Origin of the sequence: Luteibacter jiangsuensis (assembly GCF_011742555.1) — a bacterium.
GTDB classification, from domain to species: Bacteria; Pseudomonadota; Gammaproteobacteria; order Xanthomonadales; family Rhodanobacteraceae; genus Luteibacter; species Luteibacter jiangsuensis.
On the sequence record NZ_JAAQQR010000003.1, the window covers coordinates 286,975 to 304,973 of the forward strand.

20 protein-coding genes are annotated in these 17,999 nt (G+C 66.9%); 11 read left to right on the plus strand and 9 right to left on the minus strand.

Features of this window, described 5'->3' with window-relative positions; all coding sequences use genetic code 11:
- Window positions 1–3 precede the first annotated feature (3 nt).
- The 3 genes from HBF26_RS08080 to HBF26_RS08090 all read left to right on the plus strand — a co-directional run bounded on the left by HBF26_RS08080 (window position 4) and on the right by HBF26_RS08090 (window position 3,373).
- A complete protein-coding gene (locus tag HBF26_RS08080; protein WP_167124869.1) occupies window positions 4–579 on the plus strand; it encodes a chemotaxis protein CheB in 576 nt (191 codons plus the stop codon).
- The gene (locus HBF26_RS08085; protein WP_167124871.1) at window positions 576–1,709 is read left to right on the plus strand and encodes a hybrid sensor histidine kinase/response regulator; all 1,134 of its coding nucleotides are present in this window, start codon (window positions 576–578) and stop codon (window positions 1,707–1,709) included. Before HBF26_RS08080 ends, HBF26_RS08085 begins: the two co-directional genes overlap by 4 nt.
- Window positions 1,710–1,804: 95 nt before the next feature.
- Window positions 1,805–3,373: a glycoside hydrolase family 30 protein gene (locus HBF26_RS08090; RefSeq protein WP_167124873.1), complete on the plus strand. Its 1,569-nt coding sequence runs from the start codon at window positions 1,805–1,807 to the stop codon at window positions 3,371–3,373.
- A 3-nt stretch (window positions 3,374–3,376) separates the two neighbouring features.
- Here the strand turns inward: HBF26_RS08090 and HBF26_RS08095 are convergent, their stop codons facing one another.
- Window positions 3,377–3,808, minus strand: coding sequence for a hypothetical protein (locus tag HBF26_RS08095; protein WP_167124875.1), 432 nt, complete (start codon window positions 3,806–3,808; stop codon window positions 3,377–3,379).
- 183 nt (window positions 3,809–3,991) lie between these two features.
- A complete protein-coding gene (locus HBF26_RS08100) occupies window positions 3,992–4,204 on the minus strand; it encodes a DUF3820 family protein (protein ID WP_167028962.1) in 213 nt (70 codons plus the stop codon).
- 82 nt (window positions 4,205–4,286) lie between these two features.
- Here HBF26_RS08100 and HBF26_RS08105 point away from each other — a divergent pair, with 82 nt between their 5' ends.
- From HBF26_RS08105 to HBF26_RS08140, 8 genes are read left to right on the plus strand one after another with little or no spacing between them, the layout of a single operon-like run.
- A complete protein-coding gene (locus tag HBF26_RS08105) occupies window positions 4,287–5,681 on the plus strand; it encodes an efflux transporter outer membrane subunit (protein WP_167124877.1) in 1,395 nt (464 codons plus the stop codon).
- Window positions 5,681–6,814, plus strand: coding sequence for an ABC transporter permease (locus HBF26_RS08110; protein ID WP_167124879.1), 1,134 nt, complete (start codon window positions 5,681–5,683; stop codon window positions 6,812–6,814). The genes HBF26_RS08105 and HBF26_RS08110 overlap by 1 nt, the downstream gene beginning before the upstream one ends.
- Complete coding sequence (locus tag HBF26_RS08115) at window positions 6,814–7,554, plus strand: ABC transporter ATP-binding protein (protein ID WP_205287619.1); 741 nt, start codon at window positions 6,814–6,816, stop codon at window positions 7,552–7,554. Before HBF26_RS08110 ends, HBF26_RS08115 begins: the two co-directional genes overlap by 1 nt.
- Entirely contained in the window at window positions 7,551–8,480 is a 930-nt protein-coding gene (locus tag HBF26_RS08120; protein ID WP_167124883.1) for an HlyD family secretion protein, read from the plus strand. Before HBF26_RS08115 ends, HBF26_RS08120 begins: the two co-directional genes overlap by 4 nt.
- A gap of 45 nt (window positions 8,481–8,525) precedes the next feature.
- Window positions 8,526–9,362 (plus strand): alpha/beta fold hydrolase, encoded by an 837-nt coding sequence (locus HBF26_RS08125; protein WP_167124885.1) that lies wholly within the window; start codon window positions 8,526–8,528, stop codon window positions 9,360–9,362.
- Between the two features lie 5 nt (window positions 9,363–9,367).
- Complete coding sequence (locus HBF26_RS08130; protein ID WP_167124888.1) at window positions 9,368–9,727, plus strand: DMT family transporter; 360 nt, start codon at window positions 9,368–9,370, stop codon at window positions 9,725–9,727.
- A complete protein-coding gene (locus tag HBF26_RS08135) occupies window positions 9,724–10,122 on the plus strand; it encodes a DMT family transporter (protein ID WP_167124890.1) in 399 nt (132 codons plus the stop codon). The genes HBF26_RS08130 and HBF26_RS08135 overlap by 4 nt, the downstream gene beginning before the upstream one ends.
- Entirely contained in the window at window positions 10,119–11,399 is a 1,281-nt protein-coding gene (locus HBF26_RS08140; RefSeq protein ID WP_167124892.1) for a DegT/DnrJ/EryC1/StrS family aminotransferase, read from the plus strand. The genes HBF26_RS08135 and HBF26_RS08140 overlap by 4 nt, the downstream gene beginning before the upstream one ends.
- Here the strand turns inward: HBF26_RS08140 and HBF26_RS08145 are convergent.
- The 7 genes from HBF26_RS08145 to HBF26_RS08175 all read right to left on the minus strand — a co-directional run bounded on the left by HBF26_RS08145 (window position 11,332) and on the right by HBF26_RS08175 (window position 17,815).
- Window positions 11,332–12,219, minus strand: a complete 888-nt coding sequence (locus HBF26_RS08145; protein WP_167124894.1) for an arginase family protein — start codon at window positions 12,217–12,219, stop codon at window positions 11,332–11,334. The genes HBF26_RS08140 and HBF26_RS08145 overlap by 68 nt on opposite strands.
- Window positions 12,216–13,283 (minus strand): peptidogalycan biosysnthesis protein, encoded by a 1,068-nt coding sequence (locus HBF26_RS08150; RefSeq protein ID WP_167124896.1) that lies wholly within the window; start codon window positions 13,281–13,283, stop codon window positions 12,216–12,218. Before HBF26_RS08150 ends, HBF26_RS08145 begins: the two co-directional genes overlap by 4 nt.
- An 11-nt stretch (window positions 13,284–13,294) precedes the next feature.
- Entirely contained in the window at window positions 13,295–14,521 is a 1,227-nt protein-coding gene (locus HBF26_RS08155; protein ID WP_338039645.1) for a beta-ketoacyl-[acyl-carrier-protein] synthase family protein, read from the minus strand.
- On the minus strand, window positions 14,518–14,802 hold the full coding sequence (locus tag HBF26_RS08160; protein WP_167124898.1) for an acyl carrier protein: 285 nt from the start codon (window positions 14,800–14,802) through the stop codon (window positions 14,518–14,520). Before HBF26_RS08160 ends, HBF26_RS08155 begins: the two co-directional genes overlap by 4 nt.
- A gap of 29 nt (window positions 14,803–14,831) precedes the next feature.
- Window positions 14,832–16,235, minus strand: coding sequence for an aspartate aminotransferase family protein (locus tag HBF26_RS08165; protein ID WP_167124900.1), 1,404 nt, complete (start codon window positions 16,233–16,235; stop codon window positions 14,832–14,834).
- 14 nt (window positions 16,236–16,249) lie between these two features.
- Window positions 16,250–16,957 carry an MtnX-like HAD-IB family phosphatase gene (locus tag HBF26_RS08170; protein WP_167125506.1) on the minus strand — a complete coding sequence of 236 codons (708 nt, stop codon included), beginning with the start codon at window positions 16,955–16,957 and terminating at the stop codon, window positions 16,250–16,252.
- Between the two features lie 219 nt (window positions 16,958–17,176).
- Window positions 17,177–17,815, minus strand: coding sequence for a DUF998 domain-containing protein (locus tag HBF26_RS08175; RefSeq protein ID WP_167124902.1), 639 nt, complete (start codon window positions 17,813–17,815; stop codon window positions 17,177–17,179).
- Window positions 17,816–17,999: the final 184 nt, after the last annotated feature.

Sequence of the window (17,999 nt, forward strand, 5' to 3'; positions counted from 1 at the left end):
GACATGGCATGGCCCAGCCCTTTGGAAGCGCTGGTCATCGGCGCTTCCGCCGGCGGCGTGGCCGCACTGCAGACCATGCTCGGCAGCCTCCCCGGGTCGTTCCAGGCGCCGGTGTTTGTCGTGCTGCACGTGCCCAAGGATCGTCCCAGCGGCATTCCGGAACTCCTCGGAGGGTACTGCGCGTTGCCCGTGCTGGAGGCCGACGACAAGCAGCCGGTTCGGCCGGGCCACGTGTATTTCGCGCCGCCTGACTACCACCTGCTGGTGGAGAGCAGGGACGCCCTGGCGCTGTCGATGGATGAGCCGGTGCTCTTCTCGCGTCCGTCGATCGACGTGCTCTTCGAGTCCGCGGCGGCCGTTTACGACAGGGGCCTGCTCGCGATCCTGCTCACCGGCGCCAGTTCCGACGGCAGCGAAGGTGTCGCCGCCGTTCGCGCGGCAGGCGGCAAGGCCTGGATACAGTGCCCTGTCGAAGCCGCAGCCCCCGCCATGCCCAACGCCGCGCTGGCCCATGCGGGGGCCGACGCGGTCCTTCGCCTCGGCGAGATGTGTGAACGCCTCAAGGGAAGCCCCGCATGAGCCTCGCTCCTGACATCGTATCCGTGTCGCCCGCCGGCGCGCCGGAAACGCATATCCTCATCGTCGACGACGTGCCGCAAAACCTCGTCGCGCTGGAGGCGCTGCTGGCGCAGGACGGCGTCGATATCCTGAAGGCCGGTTCGGGCGCCGAGGCGCTGGAACTCCTGCTTCGGCACGATGTGGCCCTGGCATTGCTCGACGTGCAGATGCCCGAAATGGATGGCTTCGCGCTGGCCGAATTCATGCGCGGCTCGTCGCGCACGCGCCACGTGCCCATCATCTTCCTCACCGCGTCGCCGAATGACCCGGCACGCTCGTTCAAGGGATATGACGCCGGAGCGGTGGATTTCCTGCACAAGCCCCTCGATCCTCGCGTGTTGCTGGGCAAGGTGAACGTGTTCATCCAGTTGCATCGCCAGCGGCTCGAACTCAAGGAACGCAACGAGCGGCTCGAGCGCTCGCTTCAGCTCAACGAAACGATGATCGCGGTGCTTACCCACGACCTGCGCACGCCGCTGTCGGCGATCAGCCTCTGCGCCGAGCGGCTGGTGGAGGAAGCGGACGGCACGCCGCTCGCGCGCACAGCCTCGCACGTGATGACCAGCGCCGGTCGCATGGCGCGAATGATCGAGCAGCTGCTCGATTTCTCCCGCATCCGGTCCTCCGTCCTGAAGATGGACTTCCAGAAAGGCGACCTGGGCCAGGTGTGCGAGGACGTTGTGGCCGAGATGCGCCGCGCGCACGACGGTCTTCCCATCGGCCTGTCGATCTGCGGCAACCTGCACGGCGTCTTCGACGTCGTAAGGATCGCGCAGGCCGTGTCCAACCTCATCGGCAACGCCGTCCAGCACGGCGAAGCGGGCGAGGTGAACGTGGCTGCAGAAGGTGTGGACAAGGACTGGCTGGAGGTTTCCGTGCGCAACGCGGGCAGGATTCCGGAGCCGGTGCTCGGCCGCCTCTTCGAGCCGTTCAAGGGCAGCTTCCATCCAAGCAAGGGACTCGGTCTCGGGCTCTACATCGCGGACCAGTTCGTGCGCGCGCACGGCGGAACGCTTCGCGCCGAAAACCTTTCGTCCGAGGTCTGCTTCCGTCTCAGGCTCCCGCGTGTTGGGGTCGCGGCGCAAGGTTAGCTATGCTGGCGCCGGTCCATCCGGCCAGACATAGGCATTCCGACGCTTCGTGACTTCGTCGAACCACAACGCATGCGGCAGGGACGGTCGCCGCCATGGATGAGCTGGAACGGAGTTCCGAAAGGGTTGCGGCCGTTTTCATTGCGCTGATGTCGCTACTGACGCTGGCGGCCCTCAGCGCGCCGCGTTACGAGCAGGAACGGTTGGCGGCCGCGCAAGCGGCCGACGTCGCGCCCATCATGCCCGTGGTGGAGGTCTGGCTGAGCACCACGGGCGGCAAGCTCCGGCTGGCGCCGCAGCCACACCTGGCGATGGCCGCACGGGGCGATGCGCCCGTCGACATCGCCATCGATGTCGACGCCAGGTACCAGACCGTCACCGGCTTCGGGGCGGCGATGACGGATGCTTCGGCGTGGCTGATCCGCAACCGGCTCGACGAGTCGCACCGACAGGCCCTCCTTCGTGAGTTGTACGGGCCGCCGCCCGGTCTCAATTTCAACATGATGCGCCTGACCATCGGCGCGTCGGACTTCTCGTTGAACCTCTACACCCTCGACGACATTCCCTTCGGGGAATCGGACCAGGAACTGCGCTACTTCAACGTCGCGGCCAACCTGCGTGACCTGATTCCGACGGTGCGGGACGTGCTGGCGGTAAACCCCGGCCTTCTCATCGTCGCATCGCCGTGGAGCGCACCCGCCTGGATGAAGGACAGCCAGAACCTGATCGGCGGCGAACTGCTGCCCGAGTACGAGAGCGCATTCGCGGACTACCTCATCAAGTACGTCGACACCTATCGCAGTCACGGCATTCCCATCTTCGCGCTCACCTTGCAGAACGAGCCGGCGTTTTCGCCGATCAGTTATCCGGGCATGCTCATGGGCGCGGCGACACGGGCGCGCATCATCGCGAACTACCTCGGGCCCAAACTCGCGAAGCGCAAGCAGCGGACGCGCATCCTCGACTGGGACCACAACTGGAGCCATCCCGAACAGCCGCTGGCGGTGCTCGGCGACCCTGCCGCCGCGCCTTACGTCGACGGCGTGGCCTGGCATTGCTATGAGGGAAGCCAGCACGCACAGGGGCGCGTGCACCGCGAGCATCCCGACAAGGACGCCTATATCACCGAGTGCTCCGGTGGCGACTGGTCGTTGAACATGAATGGCGAACTGCTCTGGGCGGCACGCAACCTGCTGGTGACCGGCATGCGTCAGTGGGCGCGAGGGGTGATCTACTGGAACCTTGCCCTCGACGAGAACCACGGCCCGCACTTCGGCGGGTGCACCCTGTGCAATGGCGTGATCACCATCGATTCGGTGTCCGGCGAGGTGACCCGCACGGACGAATACTATGCATTGGCCCACTTCAGCCGATTCGTGTTGCCGGGTGCTTTCCGGGTGCGATCTACCGACACCGACGCCGACAAGGGCATCGCCAATGTCGCCTTCCAGAATGTGTCCGACGACTCCGTCGTTCTGGTCATGGTGAACATCCGGAAAGAGGCGCGTACCGTCTCCGTGGCGCAGGGACAGACGCGCTTCGAGTACACCATGCCGGCGGAAAGCGTGGCCACGCTTACATGGAACCCGAACCCGGTGGGCGTATGGATGCGCCGGGCCCTCGGTTGGCTGGGCAGGCCCGGCGTGCCCCCTGGGACAGATTAGACATCAGGGCTCGGGGGATTCCGTCCAGATACCCTTGATCTGCGACACCTTCAATCCACTGATGAGGCAGTGGTTGGGGTTGCCCGGCTGGGCGTCCTCGACCACCTTGGCGCCGAGACCGGTGGCCGTGGACACGCGCGCGATCCACCACGTGGGGCCGTCTCCCCACTTTCGCGTCTTGTCGCTCTGCACGAATTTCTTCACGCTGTCGGCGTCCACGTCCTTCGGCTTGATGTCCTTGCACAGCGCCGACACCTGTTGCAGCTTGCCGGTGATGTCCTCGTCTTCGCCCTCGTAGTTCTTGTCTGTGTTGGCGGCGCCGCTGCGTGCCATGAGATACGTTCCGGGAACGGGATCGCCGTTCTTCGCCACGGCGCTGGCGCTGCCGGAAAGGACGATCAAACCGACGAGCAGTGCTTTGCTGGTGCTCTTCATGAGGACTTCCTCGATGTCATGGATGCGCGGCCGTTCGGGACGGTTCCGTCCGGACGGTGGCTGGCCGACACGACGCCATCCGCCCGCCGTCAGCGTCGCTGTGCGGGCGTGCGGGGCGTATCGGCCATATGCTGATTTGCGGCGCGATCCTTGCCGATCGGGCAATGGAGATTTCGCGTGGGGCTACTTCGGCCGCAAGGGGTCGAGCAGCCGCTTCAGGCCGTTGTGATCGAGTTCCAGTGCGAGCGCGAGCAGGCTGCCGAGGCGGCCGGGCGGGAAGCCCTTGCGCGCGTACCAGGCCAGGTACGCGCCCGGAAGGTCCGCGATAAGGCGTCCCTTGTATTTCCCATAGGGCATCGCGGTAGTGACGAGGCTTTGCAGGTCTTCGGGTTGCATGGCCTCAGGGTAGCCGGAACCATTCTGAAAGGTAGGCCCGCCACAATCTTGCGACCCACGTTCTTGCGGCGGCATTCACCCCATGGCCAGATACCTGGTCTTCGCCCTGCTGGTCGGGGCAGGCTTGGCCGGTTGCGCCAGCCAGCCACTGCCCGATCTCCACGCACCCGTTCCCGGCGAGTGGCGGCACCCCGTGGCCGACGCTCCCGCAGGCGCGCCCGTCGACCTTCGCGGCTGGTGGCACAGCTTCGCCGACCCCTCCCTGGACGCGCTGGTGGATCGCGCGCTGGCCAACAACCTCGATGTGGCGCAGGCGGCGGAACGCGTGCGCGCGGCGCGGGCGCTGCATGGCGTGGCCAGTTCGGCCCTCCTGCCGCAGCTGCACGCGAAAACCGAGGACGTGGACGCCCCGGATGCCAGGGCCTCGTATTTCGTGGCCGGATTCGACGCTGTCTGGGAGCTGGATCTCTTCGGCCGTGGCACGGCCTTGCGCCGCGCTGCCCAGGGCGATCTCGATGCGGCGGCGGCGGATCTCCAGGGCGCCAGGGTTTCCCTTGTGGCCGAGGTGGTGCGCGACTGGCTGCAACTGCGCGCCGCGCAGCAACAGTTGCAATGGTTGCAGCAGATACGCGATGCCCGCCAGCACCAACTCGATCTGGTGCAGGTTCGCGAGCGCCTGCGGCTCGCAGGCGCGGAAAGCGTGCAAAGGGCCGTCGCCGCGCTCGCGCAGGCGGACGCGGCCATGCTCGAACCGCGCGAGACGATGGACGCGAACGCACAGCGCCTGGCCGTCCTGCTCGGCACGGCGGAGCCGGACCCGGCCTGGATGACTACTGGGCCGCTTCCCACGCTGGGTGCATGGAGCCTGCAAGCCGCTCCTGCCGACCTGCTCCGTTCGCGGCCGGAAATCAGGCATGCCGAGGCCGATGTGTTGCGCGCCGCCGGTGCCGCCGGCATCGCTCACGCCGATCGCTATCCGCGCGTTGCCATCGGCGGCTCGCTGACCTGGTCGGCCAGCTTGCAGTCGAGCCGTGGTGGGGGAGCCAGCCCGGTTGCTTCCATCGGCCCGCTGATCGACATTCCGCTGTTCGACTGGGGCATGCGGGCGGCACAGGAGGATGCGAAGCGGCACGAATTGCAGGCGAGTGTGCTGGCGTACCGGCAATCGGTGCTGGAAGGCGTGGCCGACGTGGAAACCGCGCTCGGACGCCTGCAACGGCAAGGCGAGCAGGAACGGCAGTGCACCGAAGCGACGGTGGCGCTCGCGCACGCCGACAGCGCGGTGGCGAAACGTGCCGCGTTACATCTCGCCGGTGCGGACGAGGAGATCGAAAGCGCCATCGCACACGACGAGGCATCGCTGGCGCTCGTGCAGGCACAGGCCGGACGTGATCTCGCGTTCGTGTCGCTGTTCAAGGCACTTGGCGGCGCACCGCTCCCATCCGTGGATAGCGCGACCACGGAGGACCGGCACTGATGGTCGCCCTGGCGCGCAAGACGCTCGTGCACGAATGGCGCCGCTTTCTGCCGGCGATCCTCGCGGTGGGCTTCGCGGGCCTGTTGCAGCTGTTGCAGGCTGCCCTGGTGCTGGGCATCTTCAGCAGCGCGAGCATTTACGTCACGGGCTCGGCGGCGGACCTCTGGGTGGGCTATCCAGGTACGCAAAGCGTCAGCCTGGGGCGGTCCATCGACCCGAACGTGGAGGGGCGCCTGCTCATGGATCCCGCGGTCGAGCGCGTCGAACCCTTCCTCTGGGTCGACGCCGACTGGCGCGGCCAGTCGGGCACGGGCGGCGAATCGGTGTACGTCTCGGGCGTCGACCCGCGTCCCGACGGGCTCGTGTTCGCGCGTGTACTGCCGCCCGCATTGCGCATGCGGTTGCGAGAGCCCGATGCCGTGATCGTCGACCAGGCCGATATGGACAAGCTCGGCGTCAGGGTGGGAGACAGCGCCACGATCAACAGCTATCGGGTACGTGTCGTGGGCGCGAGCAGCGGCTTGCGTGCGCTCGGCGGCGTGAATGTCGTCGCCTCGTTGGATACCGCTCGCGTGCTCGATACGGACCCCGCCGATCGCGACCGCCCGACCTACCTCGTTGCCCGGCTGCACGACCCCGCCGCGGCCGACGCGGTGGCGCGGCGAATCTCCGGAGCCCGCGGGTTCGACCGCTACGAGGTGTGGACCGCTTCCGCCTTCGCTCGCCGCTCGGTGCTCTACTGGATGCTGGACACCGGCGCGGGCGCCGGAGTGCTCTTTCTCGCGGGCGTCGTGTTCGTGGTGGGGGCGATCATCACCAGCCAGACCCTGGTAGCCGCCGTGGCCGGTTCGGTGCGCGAATACGCCACGCTCAACGCCCTGGGCGTGGGTATGCGGGCCCTCCGCTGGGTGGTGCTGGAGCAGGCAACCTGGGTCGGTGTGTGCGGGCTGCTCTGCGCCAGTGTGTTTGGCGCCGCGTTGCTCGCCCTCGCGCGGGGACAGGATGTGCCGGTGGTGCTGGACGTGCCGGTCGCGCTCGCGTGCGCGGTGTTGACGATGGGACTCACCACGGTTTCCGGGCTCGCGGCGATTCGCAGCCTTCGCCACGCCGATCCGGCGAGTCTGCTGCGATGATGCCCACCACCTCCGCCACCCGCGTGACACTTCGGGCCGAAGACATCGGCAAGGCATTCATGTCCGGCAAGGTGCGCACGCCGGTGCTCGACGGTTTGTCGCTATCGGTGCGGGCGGGCGAATTGACCTTGATCTCCGGGCCGTCCGGCTGCGGCAAGAGTACGTTGCTCGCCATCCTCAGCGGCTTGCAGAGGGTGGACACCGGCCGTGTGTTCGCGCTGGACCAGCGGCTGGACGATCTGGATCCGAGGGCCCTGGAGCGCTTCCGGTTGCTGCACACCGGTTTCGTTTTCCAGGGCTTCAATCTTTTTCCCGCGCTGACCGCGCGCGAGCAGGTGGAGTTGCCGCTGCACTACCTGGGCGTCCCTCGGCGCGAGGCGCGCGAGCGCGCGGCGCGTTCGCTCGAAGAAGTGGGGCTCGCGCATCGCATGGCATTGAGGCCGGCGGAGCTTTCCGGTGGCGAGAAGCAGCGCGTGGCGATCGCTCGCGCGTTGTCGAAAGAGCCGGCCCTGCTGTTCGCCGACGAGCCGACGAGCGCACTCGACGCCGCCAGCGGGCAGATCGTCATCGACATGCTGCACCGTATCGCCAGGGTGCATGGCACCACCGTGCTGTGCGTAAGCCACGATCCGCGCCTCATCGGGCACGCCGACCGCGTGTTGTCGATGGAGGACGGACGGATCCTCAACGACCGGCGCGAAACCACGCCAGGTGTCCCGACGGAAGGTCTGGTTCCATGACGCATTCCATCTTTCGCCACGCGGCCGCGCTTGCGTTTGCGACGACCCTCCTTGCGGGCTGCGACAGCCATCACGACAAGACTCCGCCAACGCAGGCGCCTGCTCCTTCCTATGCGGCCGTGGCCCGTGGCCGCGTCGACGTGGAAGGCGGCCTGCTGAGCCTGGGCATGCCCCGCGAGGGCACCCTTGCGGAAGTGAACGTGCATGAAGGCGACCACGTGCGGCGCGGCCAGCCGCTGGCGTCGCTGGATCTGGAGCCGGGCACGCTTGCCGTCGCGGCGGCACAGGCGGAACTGGACCAGGTGCAGGCGCAGCTGAAGCTCCTCGGCGACAAGCTGGCCACGGCGAAAGAGCGTGCGGGGCGCCTCGCCGCGGCGGAGCGGGCCGGTGCCGGCGACGGCCACAGCGCCGACGAGGCGCGCGCGTTGGCGACCGAACTCGCCGCGCAGCAGACCGCCATGCGTGCGGAGGTCGCAGGCGCCGGGCAGAAGCTCGCCGCCGCACGCTTCGAGCTTGCACGCCGCACGTTACGTTCCCCGATGGATGCGGACGTGCTGCGTGTGACCGCCCAGCCGGGCGCGAGCGTCTCGCCGCAGGGCGGCCCCTTGTTCGTGTTGCTGCCGCGCACAGCGAGGATCGTGCGCGCCGAGCTGAGCGAGGCCTACGCCGACGCGGTACATCCCGGCATGTCGGCGCTCGTGACGGCGGACGCCTCGGCGGACACCGACCCGTGGCCGGCTCGTGTGCTGCGCGTCGGCACGGTAGTGGGACCTTCCTCCCTCGAGGACGATCCCCAGGTACGTGCCAATAGCCGCACGGTGGAGTGCGTGCTGGCCCTGGACGGCGGGCTGACGCCACGCGTGGGCGAGCGAGTGATGGTGCGCTTCGGCCCCGGGGATTCGCGGATTCATGCGAAAGGCGAATGAAACGGCTGCGTGCGAGCCTTGTGACATCCCATTCGAGGTAGCCGCGTGATCCGCCAAGCCGAATTCTTTCTCGAAGGCGACAGCAGGGGCGTCCTGCTGATCCATGGACTGACCGGCACCCCTACGGAAATGCGGATGCTCGGCAAGGGACTGAACAAGGCCGGCTTCACCGTCCACGGCATGCAGCTGGCCGGCCACTGCGGCGACGTGGAAGACCTGCTGGCCACCGGCTGGCGCGACTGGTACGCCAGCGTGCAGCGCGCGGCCGACGCGATGCTGACGAAGGTCGACACGCTGTTCGTGGGTGGCCTTTCGATGGGCGCGCTGCTCGCTCTGAAACTGGCGGCCGACCGCCCGGGGCAGATCGCCGGCGTGGGCGTCTACGGTGCCACCTTTCGCTACGACGGTTGGAGCGTGCCCTGGACGGCGAACCTCTCGTTTCTGCTGCCCATGTTCAAGCGTCTCGGCATCGGACGTAACCGCGCCTTCCTCGAACAGCCGCCCTACGGCTTGCGCGACGAGCGCCTTCGCGAACAGGTGAGCGCGGCGATGCGCAGCGGCGACAGCACGATGGCCGGGCTGCTCGGCAATCCCTGGCATTCCCTGGCCGACCTTTACCTGCTGTCGGCACAGGTGCGCCGGCAACTGCGTGACGTGACCTCACCCTGCCTGGTGGCGCACGCGAGCAACGACGACATCGCCAGCGTGCGCAATGCCGAACTGGTGCTGCGCGAGGTGAACGCACCCGCGGAGTTGCTGCTGCTCGACGACAGCTACCACATGATCACGATCGACAAGCAACGGCGCACCCTGATCGACCGCTCCGCGCGGTTCTTCGACACGATTGCCCCCGCGCAGACGCTTTCCGCGATGGCGGGCTGACGATCATGACGCCCCTGATTCTCGGTCTCTGGATCGCCAACGTGGCGTTCGACACGGTGGGGCAGCTTGCATTCAAGGCCGCCGCAAGCGGGACGGAGGAAGATGGAGGTCTGGCGCATTGGCGCGCCATGGCCATGCGCCCCTGGATCTGGCTCGGCATCGGCTGCTACGGGGTCGAATTCCTCGTGTGGATCGCCTTCCTTTCGCTGGTGCCGCTGTCCGATGGCGTGCTGCTGGGTTCCATCAACATCGTGGCGATCATGCTCGCGGGCCGGTGGCTGTTTGGCGAGAAGCTCACCGGGCTTCGCGTCGTCGGCATCGGGCTGGTGAGCCTGGGCGTCGCGATCGTGGGGGCAGGCGGATGAGGCGCTTCTACCTGTTCGGATTCCTGCTGCTGATGGCGTTCGACACGCTTGCGCAGCTGTCGTTCAAGCTGGCCGGCAGCCATGCGCTGCCGGTGACGGCGGACGCCGCCTGGCTGGCGCGCGTGTTCGCGCAGCCGTGGGTCTACGGGGCCGTCGCCGGCTACATCGGCGCCTTCTTCACCTGGATGACCTTGCTGCGCCACGCACCCATCGGCCCGGCCTTCGCGGCGTCGCATCTGGAAGTGGTGAGCGTGATGCTGCTTTCCGCGTGGTTGCTGCACGAGCCGTTGACCTTGCCGCGCGTACTCGGCGCGGCCACGATCGTGGCCGGCATCCTGTGCCTTGCCGCCGCGGAGCGGGAGACGCTGGTGGTTGCGCCCGGCCCGGCCGGATGAGTGCCATGCGCAGGCAACCGTTTCGCGAGGTTCCCCCGACCGATGGCCTGCCGCTCCGTCTTGCCGATCTGCTGCCGGGCTCCAGCGACCTGACGGGGACGCTCGCCGCGCAGCTCGGCACGCCCCCCCTGCTGTTGACCTGCTCCGGCACGGCCGCGTTCATGGTGGCCTTGCGCACGCTATCCGAACGCGCGCCACAGCGCCGCGACGTGGTGGTGCCCGCGTACACATGCCCCCTCGTGGCGATCGCGGTGCACGCGCTGGGTTTGCGCTTGCGACTTTGCGATACGCGCGCGGGCCACTTCGACATGGACGAAACCGAGCTGTCCGCCATCTGCAACGAAGAAACGCTCGCAGTGGTGCCCACGCACCTCGCCGGGCTCGTCGCCGATGTGGATGCGGCAAGCCGTATTGCCCGGCGCGTGGGTGCGTGGGTGATCGAAGACGCCGCACAGGCGTTGGGCGCGCTCGACCATGGGCACAGCGTCGGATTGCGCGGCGACATCGGCTTCTTCAGCCTGGCGGCTGGCAAAGGTTTGTCGATCTACGAAGGTGGCCTTCTGGTGTCGCGGGACGAGACGCTTCGCGATGCGATGCGCCGCACGCATGAGGCGATGCTGCCGTACGACCGCCGTTGGGAATGGCGGCGCAGCCTGGAACTGCTCGGTCTGGCGGCCCTCTATCGTCCGGTGGGCCTGACCGTCGCGTACGGCATGCCGTTGAAGCGACGCTTGCGGCGCGGTGACACCGTTGCTGCGGTCGGGGACGACTTTCCCGCACGCATTCCCATGCATCGCGTGGGCACCTGGCGCCAGGGTGTGGGGGCGAAGGCGGCAGCGCGCTGGCCCGGCTTCCTCGCCGAACGCCGCGCGAGGGCGGCCCGGCGCATCGACCGCCTGCGGCGGATCGAGGGCCTGGAGGTGCTGTTGCCGCGCGAAGGCAGCGAGGGAAGCTGGCCCTTCCTGCTGCTGCGTTTTCCCGACGCCGCACGCTGCAACGTGGTGCTGGGAGACCTGTGGTGCGCCGGTGTCGGTGTCAGCCGGCTGTTCGTGCATGCATTGACCGACTACACCTACCTCGCCGATCGCGTGCCCCGGGTGCCGACACCTCATGCGCGCACGTTCGCGCAATGCACGGCTACGTTGAGCAACAGCGCATGGCTGGACGAAGCGACCTTCGAGCGGGTGGCCAAGGCGATCGAGCGTGCCCTTACGCAGGCTGAAACGCCGGATACGTCTCCGTGCGCTGCGCGATCGCCGCAAGCAGGCGCTCGTTGAGCCGCTGCTGTTGCGCCTGCCACAACGCCAGCTTCTCCGTGTCCACAGGCGGCTGTGCGTCCCTGGCCGAGAGCAGGCGTTTCCACAGGCTGCGATAGCGGTAGTGGGACACCTCGCCGGTGATGTCGCTGCCCACGAGCCCGCTGCGCAGGCTGTCGATGATGGCGAGTGCGTCTTCGAGCCGGAACACGCCCTGGTCCCAGTTCGTGCGGGCCACGTCTTCGGCGAACACATCCTTGTCGATGGAAAGGTAGGCCGGTAGCGGGCGGTGGGCCTGGTATTCGCGGAACGCCTCGATCAGTGCCGCCGCGCTGTCGAACCCCCGGAACGCGTGGCCGAGTCCGGAGCGGGCCGCCCACGAAACGTCGACGCCCACGCTCCAGTATGTCAGCCGCCCGTCGCGCAGCGGCGCGCGATAGTTCTCCCAGGCGTGGGCCGCGCCGATGTCCCCGGAAGTGATGCCCAGCACGTGCACATGGGCGACCCTGGGCACCATGGCCACCCGCCGCACCCACGAACCGCAATGCACGCCGAACGGGAACAGCATGTTGTCCGGATGGTTGTCGAGCACGACGACCTGGAACGTTTCACTGCCCGGTACCAGCGCGATCAGGGGCCAGCTGAGGTGGTGGAAGTCGCCACTGCCGAGCAGTACAGGGCCGCGCAGGGGGAGCTCCGCCAGCACGAGTTCGAAGCGCCTGAGGGTACGCAGCGAACAACCGAAGCGCAGGGCTTCCTGCCAATGGCCCAGCGGCACCACGAGACTTTCGGCGGGCGGGATGACCGAGTGATCGATGTCCAGGACCGTGACGCGGTTCATGCGCAGACACCCACACGACCGTTGGCCAACGGCTCGCCTTCGAAGTGACGCGCGAACCGGCGCAGCAGCATCCTTGTCACCGGGTTGCGAAGGTATACGGCGTGTCGCGTATAGCTGAGCCGCGCGCCGAGCCGCGTCTTCACTTCCGGGTCCGTCCATCCGGCTACGTAGTGGCTCAAGCCGCGCTGGCGCGCATATTCCAGGTTGTGCATCCAGCTCACGGCGTAGAGGTTGTGCTCGCGTGCCTGCGGGTAGGCGAAACCGATGTACTTGTCGATCAGCATACCGCCGTATTCGTAGCAGAGGTTCCAGCCGATCAGACCGTCGGCGCTTCGGTACATGAAGACGACGCCGTTGCTGTGCGCGTCGCGCAGTACGGCCGTGAAGAAGGCCTTGCTGAGGAGATCGAAGTGGATCTCGCTCTGCGCATGCACGTTGCGATAGAGCGCGTAGCATTCGTCGATCGCATCGTCGTCGTCGAAGTACGCGGAGCCCGTGGCCAATGCCTCCACCTGCACGCGGTCCCGTGCCTTCAGCTTGCGCCGGACATCTTTACGCCGGCTCGACGACAGCCGGGCGATGTACTCGTCGACGGAGTCGAAGTCGATCGGCACCCAGGCCAGCGGCATGCCTTCGAGGATGACGAAGCCGCGCGCGGCCAGGGCCGCTGCGAAGGCACCCGTCTTCGCGTTCGCGGAGGCATTCAGCAGCGGCGAGTCGACAGCCAGGTCCTTGACGATAAGCAGCGGGCACTCGCGGCCATGCGCTTCCAGCAGTTCAGCCACCAGTTCGTCCGCCGCGGGACGCACTGGTACGGGTGCGTACTCGGTGACCGTGCAGCCGGCGAAGCGCACGCGCCACTGGAGCAGACGCCCCCACAGGCGATACAGCGGCAGCGACGTGATCCGCCGGCGCAAGGCTTCGTCGGCCGTGGTGAGTATGTCGAAGCGCGTGTGGAAGGTTGGCATGCCGGACGCGGAGCGACCGGCCGTGAACCCTTCGGGCGGATGTTCCAGGAAGTGTTCGACGAGCGACACGGGCTCCAGGGCGGTGCAGAACGGCATGGCTGTAATACTCAGATCCGTTTCAATGCGAGTACGGCGTTCAGTCCGCCGAACGCAAAGGAGTGACTCAGCGCCGCGCGAACCGGCCAATCGCGCGCGGTGTGCGGCACGTAATCGAGGTCGCACGCGGGGTCGGGTTGGTCGAGGTTGGCGGTAGGCGGTACGACGCCTTCGGTCATGGCACCAAGCACGGCGACCAGTTCCAGCGCACCGGATGCCCCGAGCGCGTGACCGTGCATCGACTTGGTGGACGACACGGCGAGGTGTCGCGCGTGCGACCCGAACACCTGGTGGATGGCGCGAGTTTCGCTGACGTCATTTGCCTGCGTGCCGGTGCCGTGGGCATTGATGTAGTCGATGTCTTCGACGTTGAGCCGAGCCTCCGACAGCGCTTGGGTGATGGCCGCGGCGGCGCCGGCTGGGGTCGGCGCCACGATATCGCCGGCGTCGGCACTCATGCCCACCCCGGCGAGCGCGGCCAACGGCACGGCGCCCCGTGCGTGCGCGTGTTCCGCGGATTCGAGCACGAAGACCCCGGCGCCTTCGCCGAGTACCAGGCCCCGGCGGTTGGCGCTGAAGGGGCGGCAGGTATCGTCGGAAAGTACGCGCATCGCCTCCCATGCCCGGAGGGCGGCATACGTGAAGCACGATTCCGTGCCGCCGGCGATCGCCACGTCGGCAAGGCCCGCGCGAATCAGCAAGGCGGCCTGCGCTATCGCATGGTTGGACGAAGCGCAGGCGCTGGCCACGCCGAAGGCGGGGCCGCGCAGGCCGTGCGCGATGCTGATCTGGCTTGCCGGCGCATTCGCCATCATGCGCACGATGGTGAGCGGGTGCACCCTCGGCGCATGTTCCGCGTAGAGTCGCTGCGACTGCTCGTCGTGCGATGTCTCGCCACCCGCACCCGTACCGATCACCACCGCCGTGCGCGACCCGATACCGTTCGACCCGAAATCGATGCCCGACTGTGCAATGGCTTCACGCGCGGCGACCATGGCGAACTGGGAGGTTCGGTCGAGCATGGGCAGAACGCGCTCGTCGAACCACATCGACGGATCGAAGCTTTCCGGCACCTGCGCCGCGACCTTCACCCGCAGCTGGCTGGCCTGTGCGTGACGCAGCGGTCCGATGGCGCTGCGCCCTTCCCGAAGGTTCCGCCACAGGGGGCCCGCGCCCTCGCCGAACGGGCTGACGGCACCCATGCCGGTGACGACGACGCTTTGCGCACCAGGACTCACACCGCCGCCCCGGTACCGTCCGGCCGCGCCGCCAGTGCGGCCTGCACGGCGCTTATCAGGTGTCCGACGGAATCGGACTCGAAGTTCGCACCCTCATCGGGAAAGTGTATGTCGAAGTGCTCCTCGAGTTCGAAGATCAGTTCGATGGCGTCCAGGGACGATATGCCTAAATCCTTGAGCGTGGCCTCCGGAACGAGCGATGCGGGTTCCACGTGGGTCTGCTGGGCCACGATGGCTATGATCTGTTCGCCGACATGGTCGGCGAGTGGCGAGACGTTCATGGTGCATCCTCCGGTGGACGCGCTCGGCTTCAGGCACGCTTTGCGCGCGTCAGCAGCTGGTCGAGCAGGGCGATTGCCAAGTCGATTTCCTCGTGCGTGATGTCGAGCGACGGCGCAAGCGTGATCACGTTCTTGTACCAACCGCCCACATCCAGCACGAGGCCAATCTTCTTGCCGTTGTGCTCGAGATCACCGGCCAGGCCGATATCCACCATGCGGTCGAGCAGGGCCTTGTTCGGCGTGAACCCGTCCTCGGTGCAGATCTCGGCACGGAGCGCCAGACCGAGGCCGTCCACGTCGCCGATTTCCTTGTGGCGCTTCTGCAGGTCGCGCAGGCCATCGAGGAAATGGGCGCCCTTGGCCGGCACGCTGGTCTCGTAGTCCAGCTCGTAGCCCATGCGGATGACTTCCAGGCCCACGGCCGTACCGAGCGGGTTCGAGTTGAACGTGGAGTGCGTGGAACCCGGGGGGAACACCACGGGATTGATCAGTTCCTCGCGCGCCCAGAGGCCGGACAGCGGATTGAGGCCGTTGGTGAGCGCCTTGCCGAACACGAGCACGTCGGGCGTCACGCCGAAATGTTCGATCGACCAGAGCTTGCCGGTGCGCCAGAAGCCCATCTGGATCTCGTCCACCACCATGAGGATGCCGTACTGGTCCAGCACATTCTTCAGGTCACGGAAGAAGTTCATGGGCGGGATCACGTAGCCGCCAGTGCCCTGGATCGGCTCCACGTAGAACGCGGCATATTCCGCCTGGTTCACCTTCGGGTCCCACACGCCGTTGTATTCGGTCTCGAACAGACGCGCGAACTGGCGCACGCAGGCGTCCGAGTATTCCTCGGCCGTCATGCCCTTCGGGCGGCGGAACGGGTACGGGAACGGAATGAACATCGCGCGCTCGCCGAAGTGGCCGAAGCGGCGGCGATAGCGGTAACTGGAGGTGATGGACGAGGCGCCCAGGGTGCGGCCGTGGTAGCCGCCCTCGAACGCGAACATCAGGCTCTTGCCGTTGGACGCATTGCGGACGAGCTTCAGCGAGTCCTCGATGGCCTGCGCGCCGCCCACGTTGAAATGCACGCGGCCCTTGCGCCCGAACTTGCTTTCCACGTCTTGCGCAATGGTCTTGGCGAGCTGGATGCGGCCCTCGTGGAGGTACTGGCTGGCCACCTGCGGCAGCACGTCGATCTGGCGCTTCAGCGTATCGTTCAGGCGCTGATTGCCGTAACCGAAATTGACCGCGGAATACCACATCTGCAGGTCGAGGAAGGGCACGTCCGCCGTGTCGTACATCCAGCTGCCTTCGCAGCGGCGGAAGATCTTCGGCGGGTCCACGTAATGCACGGTGTCGCCGAAGGAGCTGTACTGGGCTTCGTCGCGCAGCAGCTGCGCGTCGTCGATGGCAGCGGAAGCGTGCTTGTCGAATACGTTCATGAGGGTTCCGTAAATCAGGCGAGGCTGTCTTGGATGGCGGGTAGCGTGAGGTGTTCTTCCAGCGTTCCATCGAGCAACGCGGGCAGAAGCGCCAGCGCGTCTTCGAAGCCGGTGATGGGCATGTAGGGGATACCAGCGGCGCGGCAGTGCTCGATCAGGCGGTGCTTGGCGAACACGTAGTCGACGTGGTCGGCGGCGCAGAAGTCCGACGCGCCGTCGCCGATGAGGAGGGTCTTGCGGCCGTTGGATGCGCGGCTGCGCTCGACGCAGGCGCATTTGCAGGTGCCGCTGCCGCAGCCTTCGGCCTGGAAGGGCGAGCTGAAACTCCAGCGCTGCGGCGGGGTACCCGGCGCCAGGTGGTTCGCCGCCACGGGCAGATCGTCCAGGCCATGGCGGCGCAGGATGCGATGGATGGCGTAGTCTAGGCCGTCGCTCACGATGTGCACGGGCACGTCCAGTTCGCGGGCCCTCGCCACGAAGGCGGGGAACGCATGGTCGATGCGCACGTTGGCGAGTTCGGCGTCCAGTTCTTCCGCGCTCATGTCGAGCAGCGCCACCTGTCCGCCCATACATGCGCGGGAGCCGATGAGGCCGGCGCGCCAGTCGCGTTCCAGTGCCTCCCAGCCCGGGCGCCCGTAACGATCCAGCAGGGAGTCGATCACGTCTTCCACGGAAATGGTGCCGTCGAAGTCGCAGAGGATGGTCCAGTCGCGCAGGCTCATCGAGAGGTCGCAGTGGTTGCAGGTGGATGTGGACGCTAGACCCACGATCTTTCCCGCCCCTTTCCGCGCTTTTCACGGGGTTCGCGCTAAGGCGCAACTAAGCCGCCCAATACGGCCGCAGGCATACCCGGAAGGTTCCTCGGCGAGGCAGAAGGGAATGCCCGGCGGCATCTGCGGCTCCGGATATCCGGATAGCCGCGGTGTCGCATTTTTGGAGCTTCAGCCTGGTGTTTGCGATCGCAATCGAAGAGATACACCGAACAGCCACGCGAACAGAACCAGCACGAAAAACCGGTTCGCGAGGCCATATGGCATCCCCTTGTGCAGGGTGAGGAACTGGATGACAAATCCGGCCAATATCAGGGAGGTGAGCATCCAGGCGGTTCGCCGAAAGGGGCGCCACGCCGGGTGGGTTCCGAAACTTGCCGATAGCAGAATGCTTGCGATGAAGATGCTTCCGACATTCACGAGGAAGCTCTGGTCGTGGATGGCTCCCGACCGGGTGGACGGCGCGCCAGGGATATCCGTGGGAAACGCGGCCGAGACCACCAGCCCGATCGCGGCAACGAGCAGCAGAAACATCCCCAATCGGGCGGTGATGGAGCGCAGGCCGCTGGTATGGAGGCCCGCTACGAGCGCCAACAGGCCACAGCTCATCGCGAGGAACCAGATCGTCATCACCCAGCCATATCGACCCACGGCGTAATTGCTGATGAAGTTGGTTGCCGGTGCGTAATCGGGCCGCAGAAAGTGCAGCGTCAGGAGAGCCACCGCGGCGTAGATGAAGCAGGCCAAAGCTGCTGTCGCGAAGGCGACGGATGTTGAACGTGATCCTTTCCCGGCATTCTCGATGGCCATGAGCGAATCTCCTGGCTTCTGCAGGTTATTGGAAGGCTTCCTGATCCTTTTAGCTGTCGGCTGCGGCCGAGCTTGACGGCAGTGCGGCCGACGCCAGTGGCGACTTTACGCGATTCGACCCGCACCCTTGGACTGGTAGAGCAGCTTATTGGCCGAAAGGACTAGCTAGGTCACCGTGCGACGC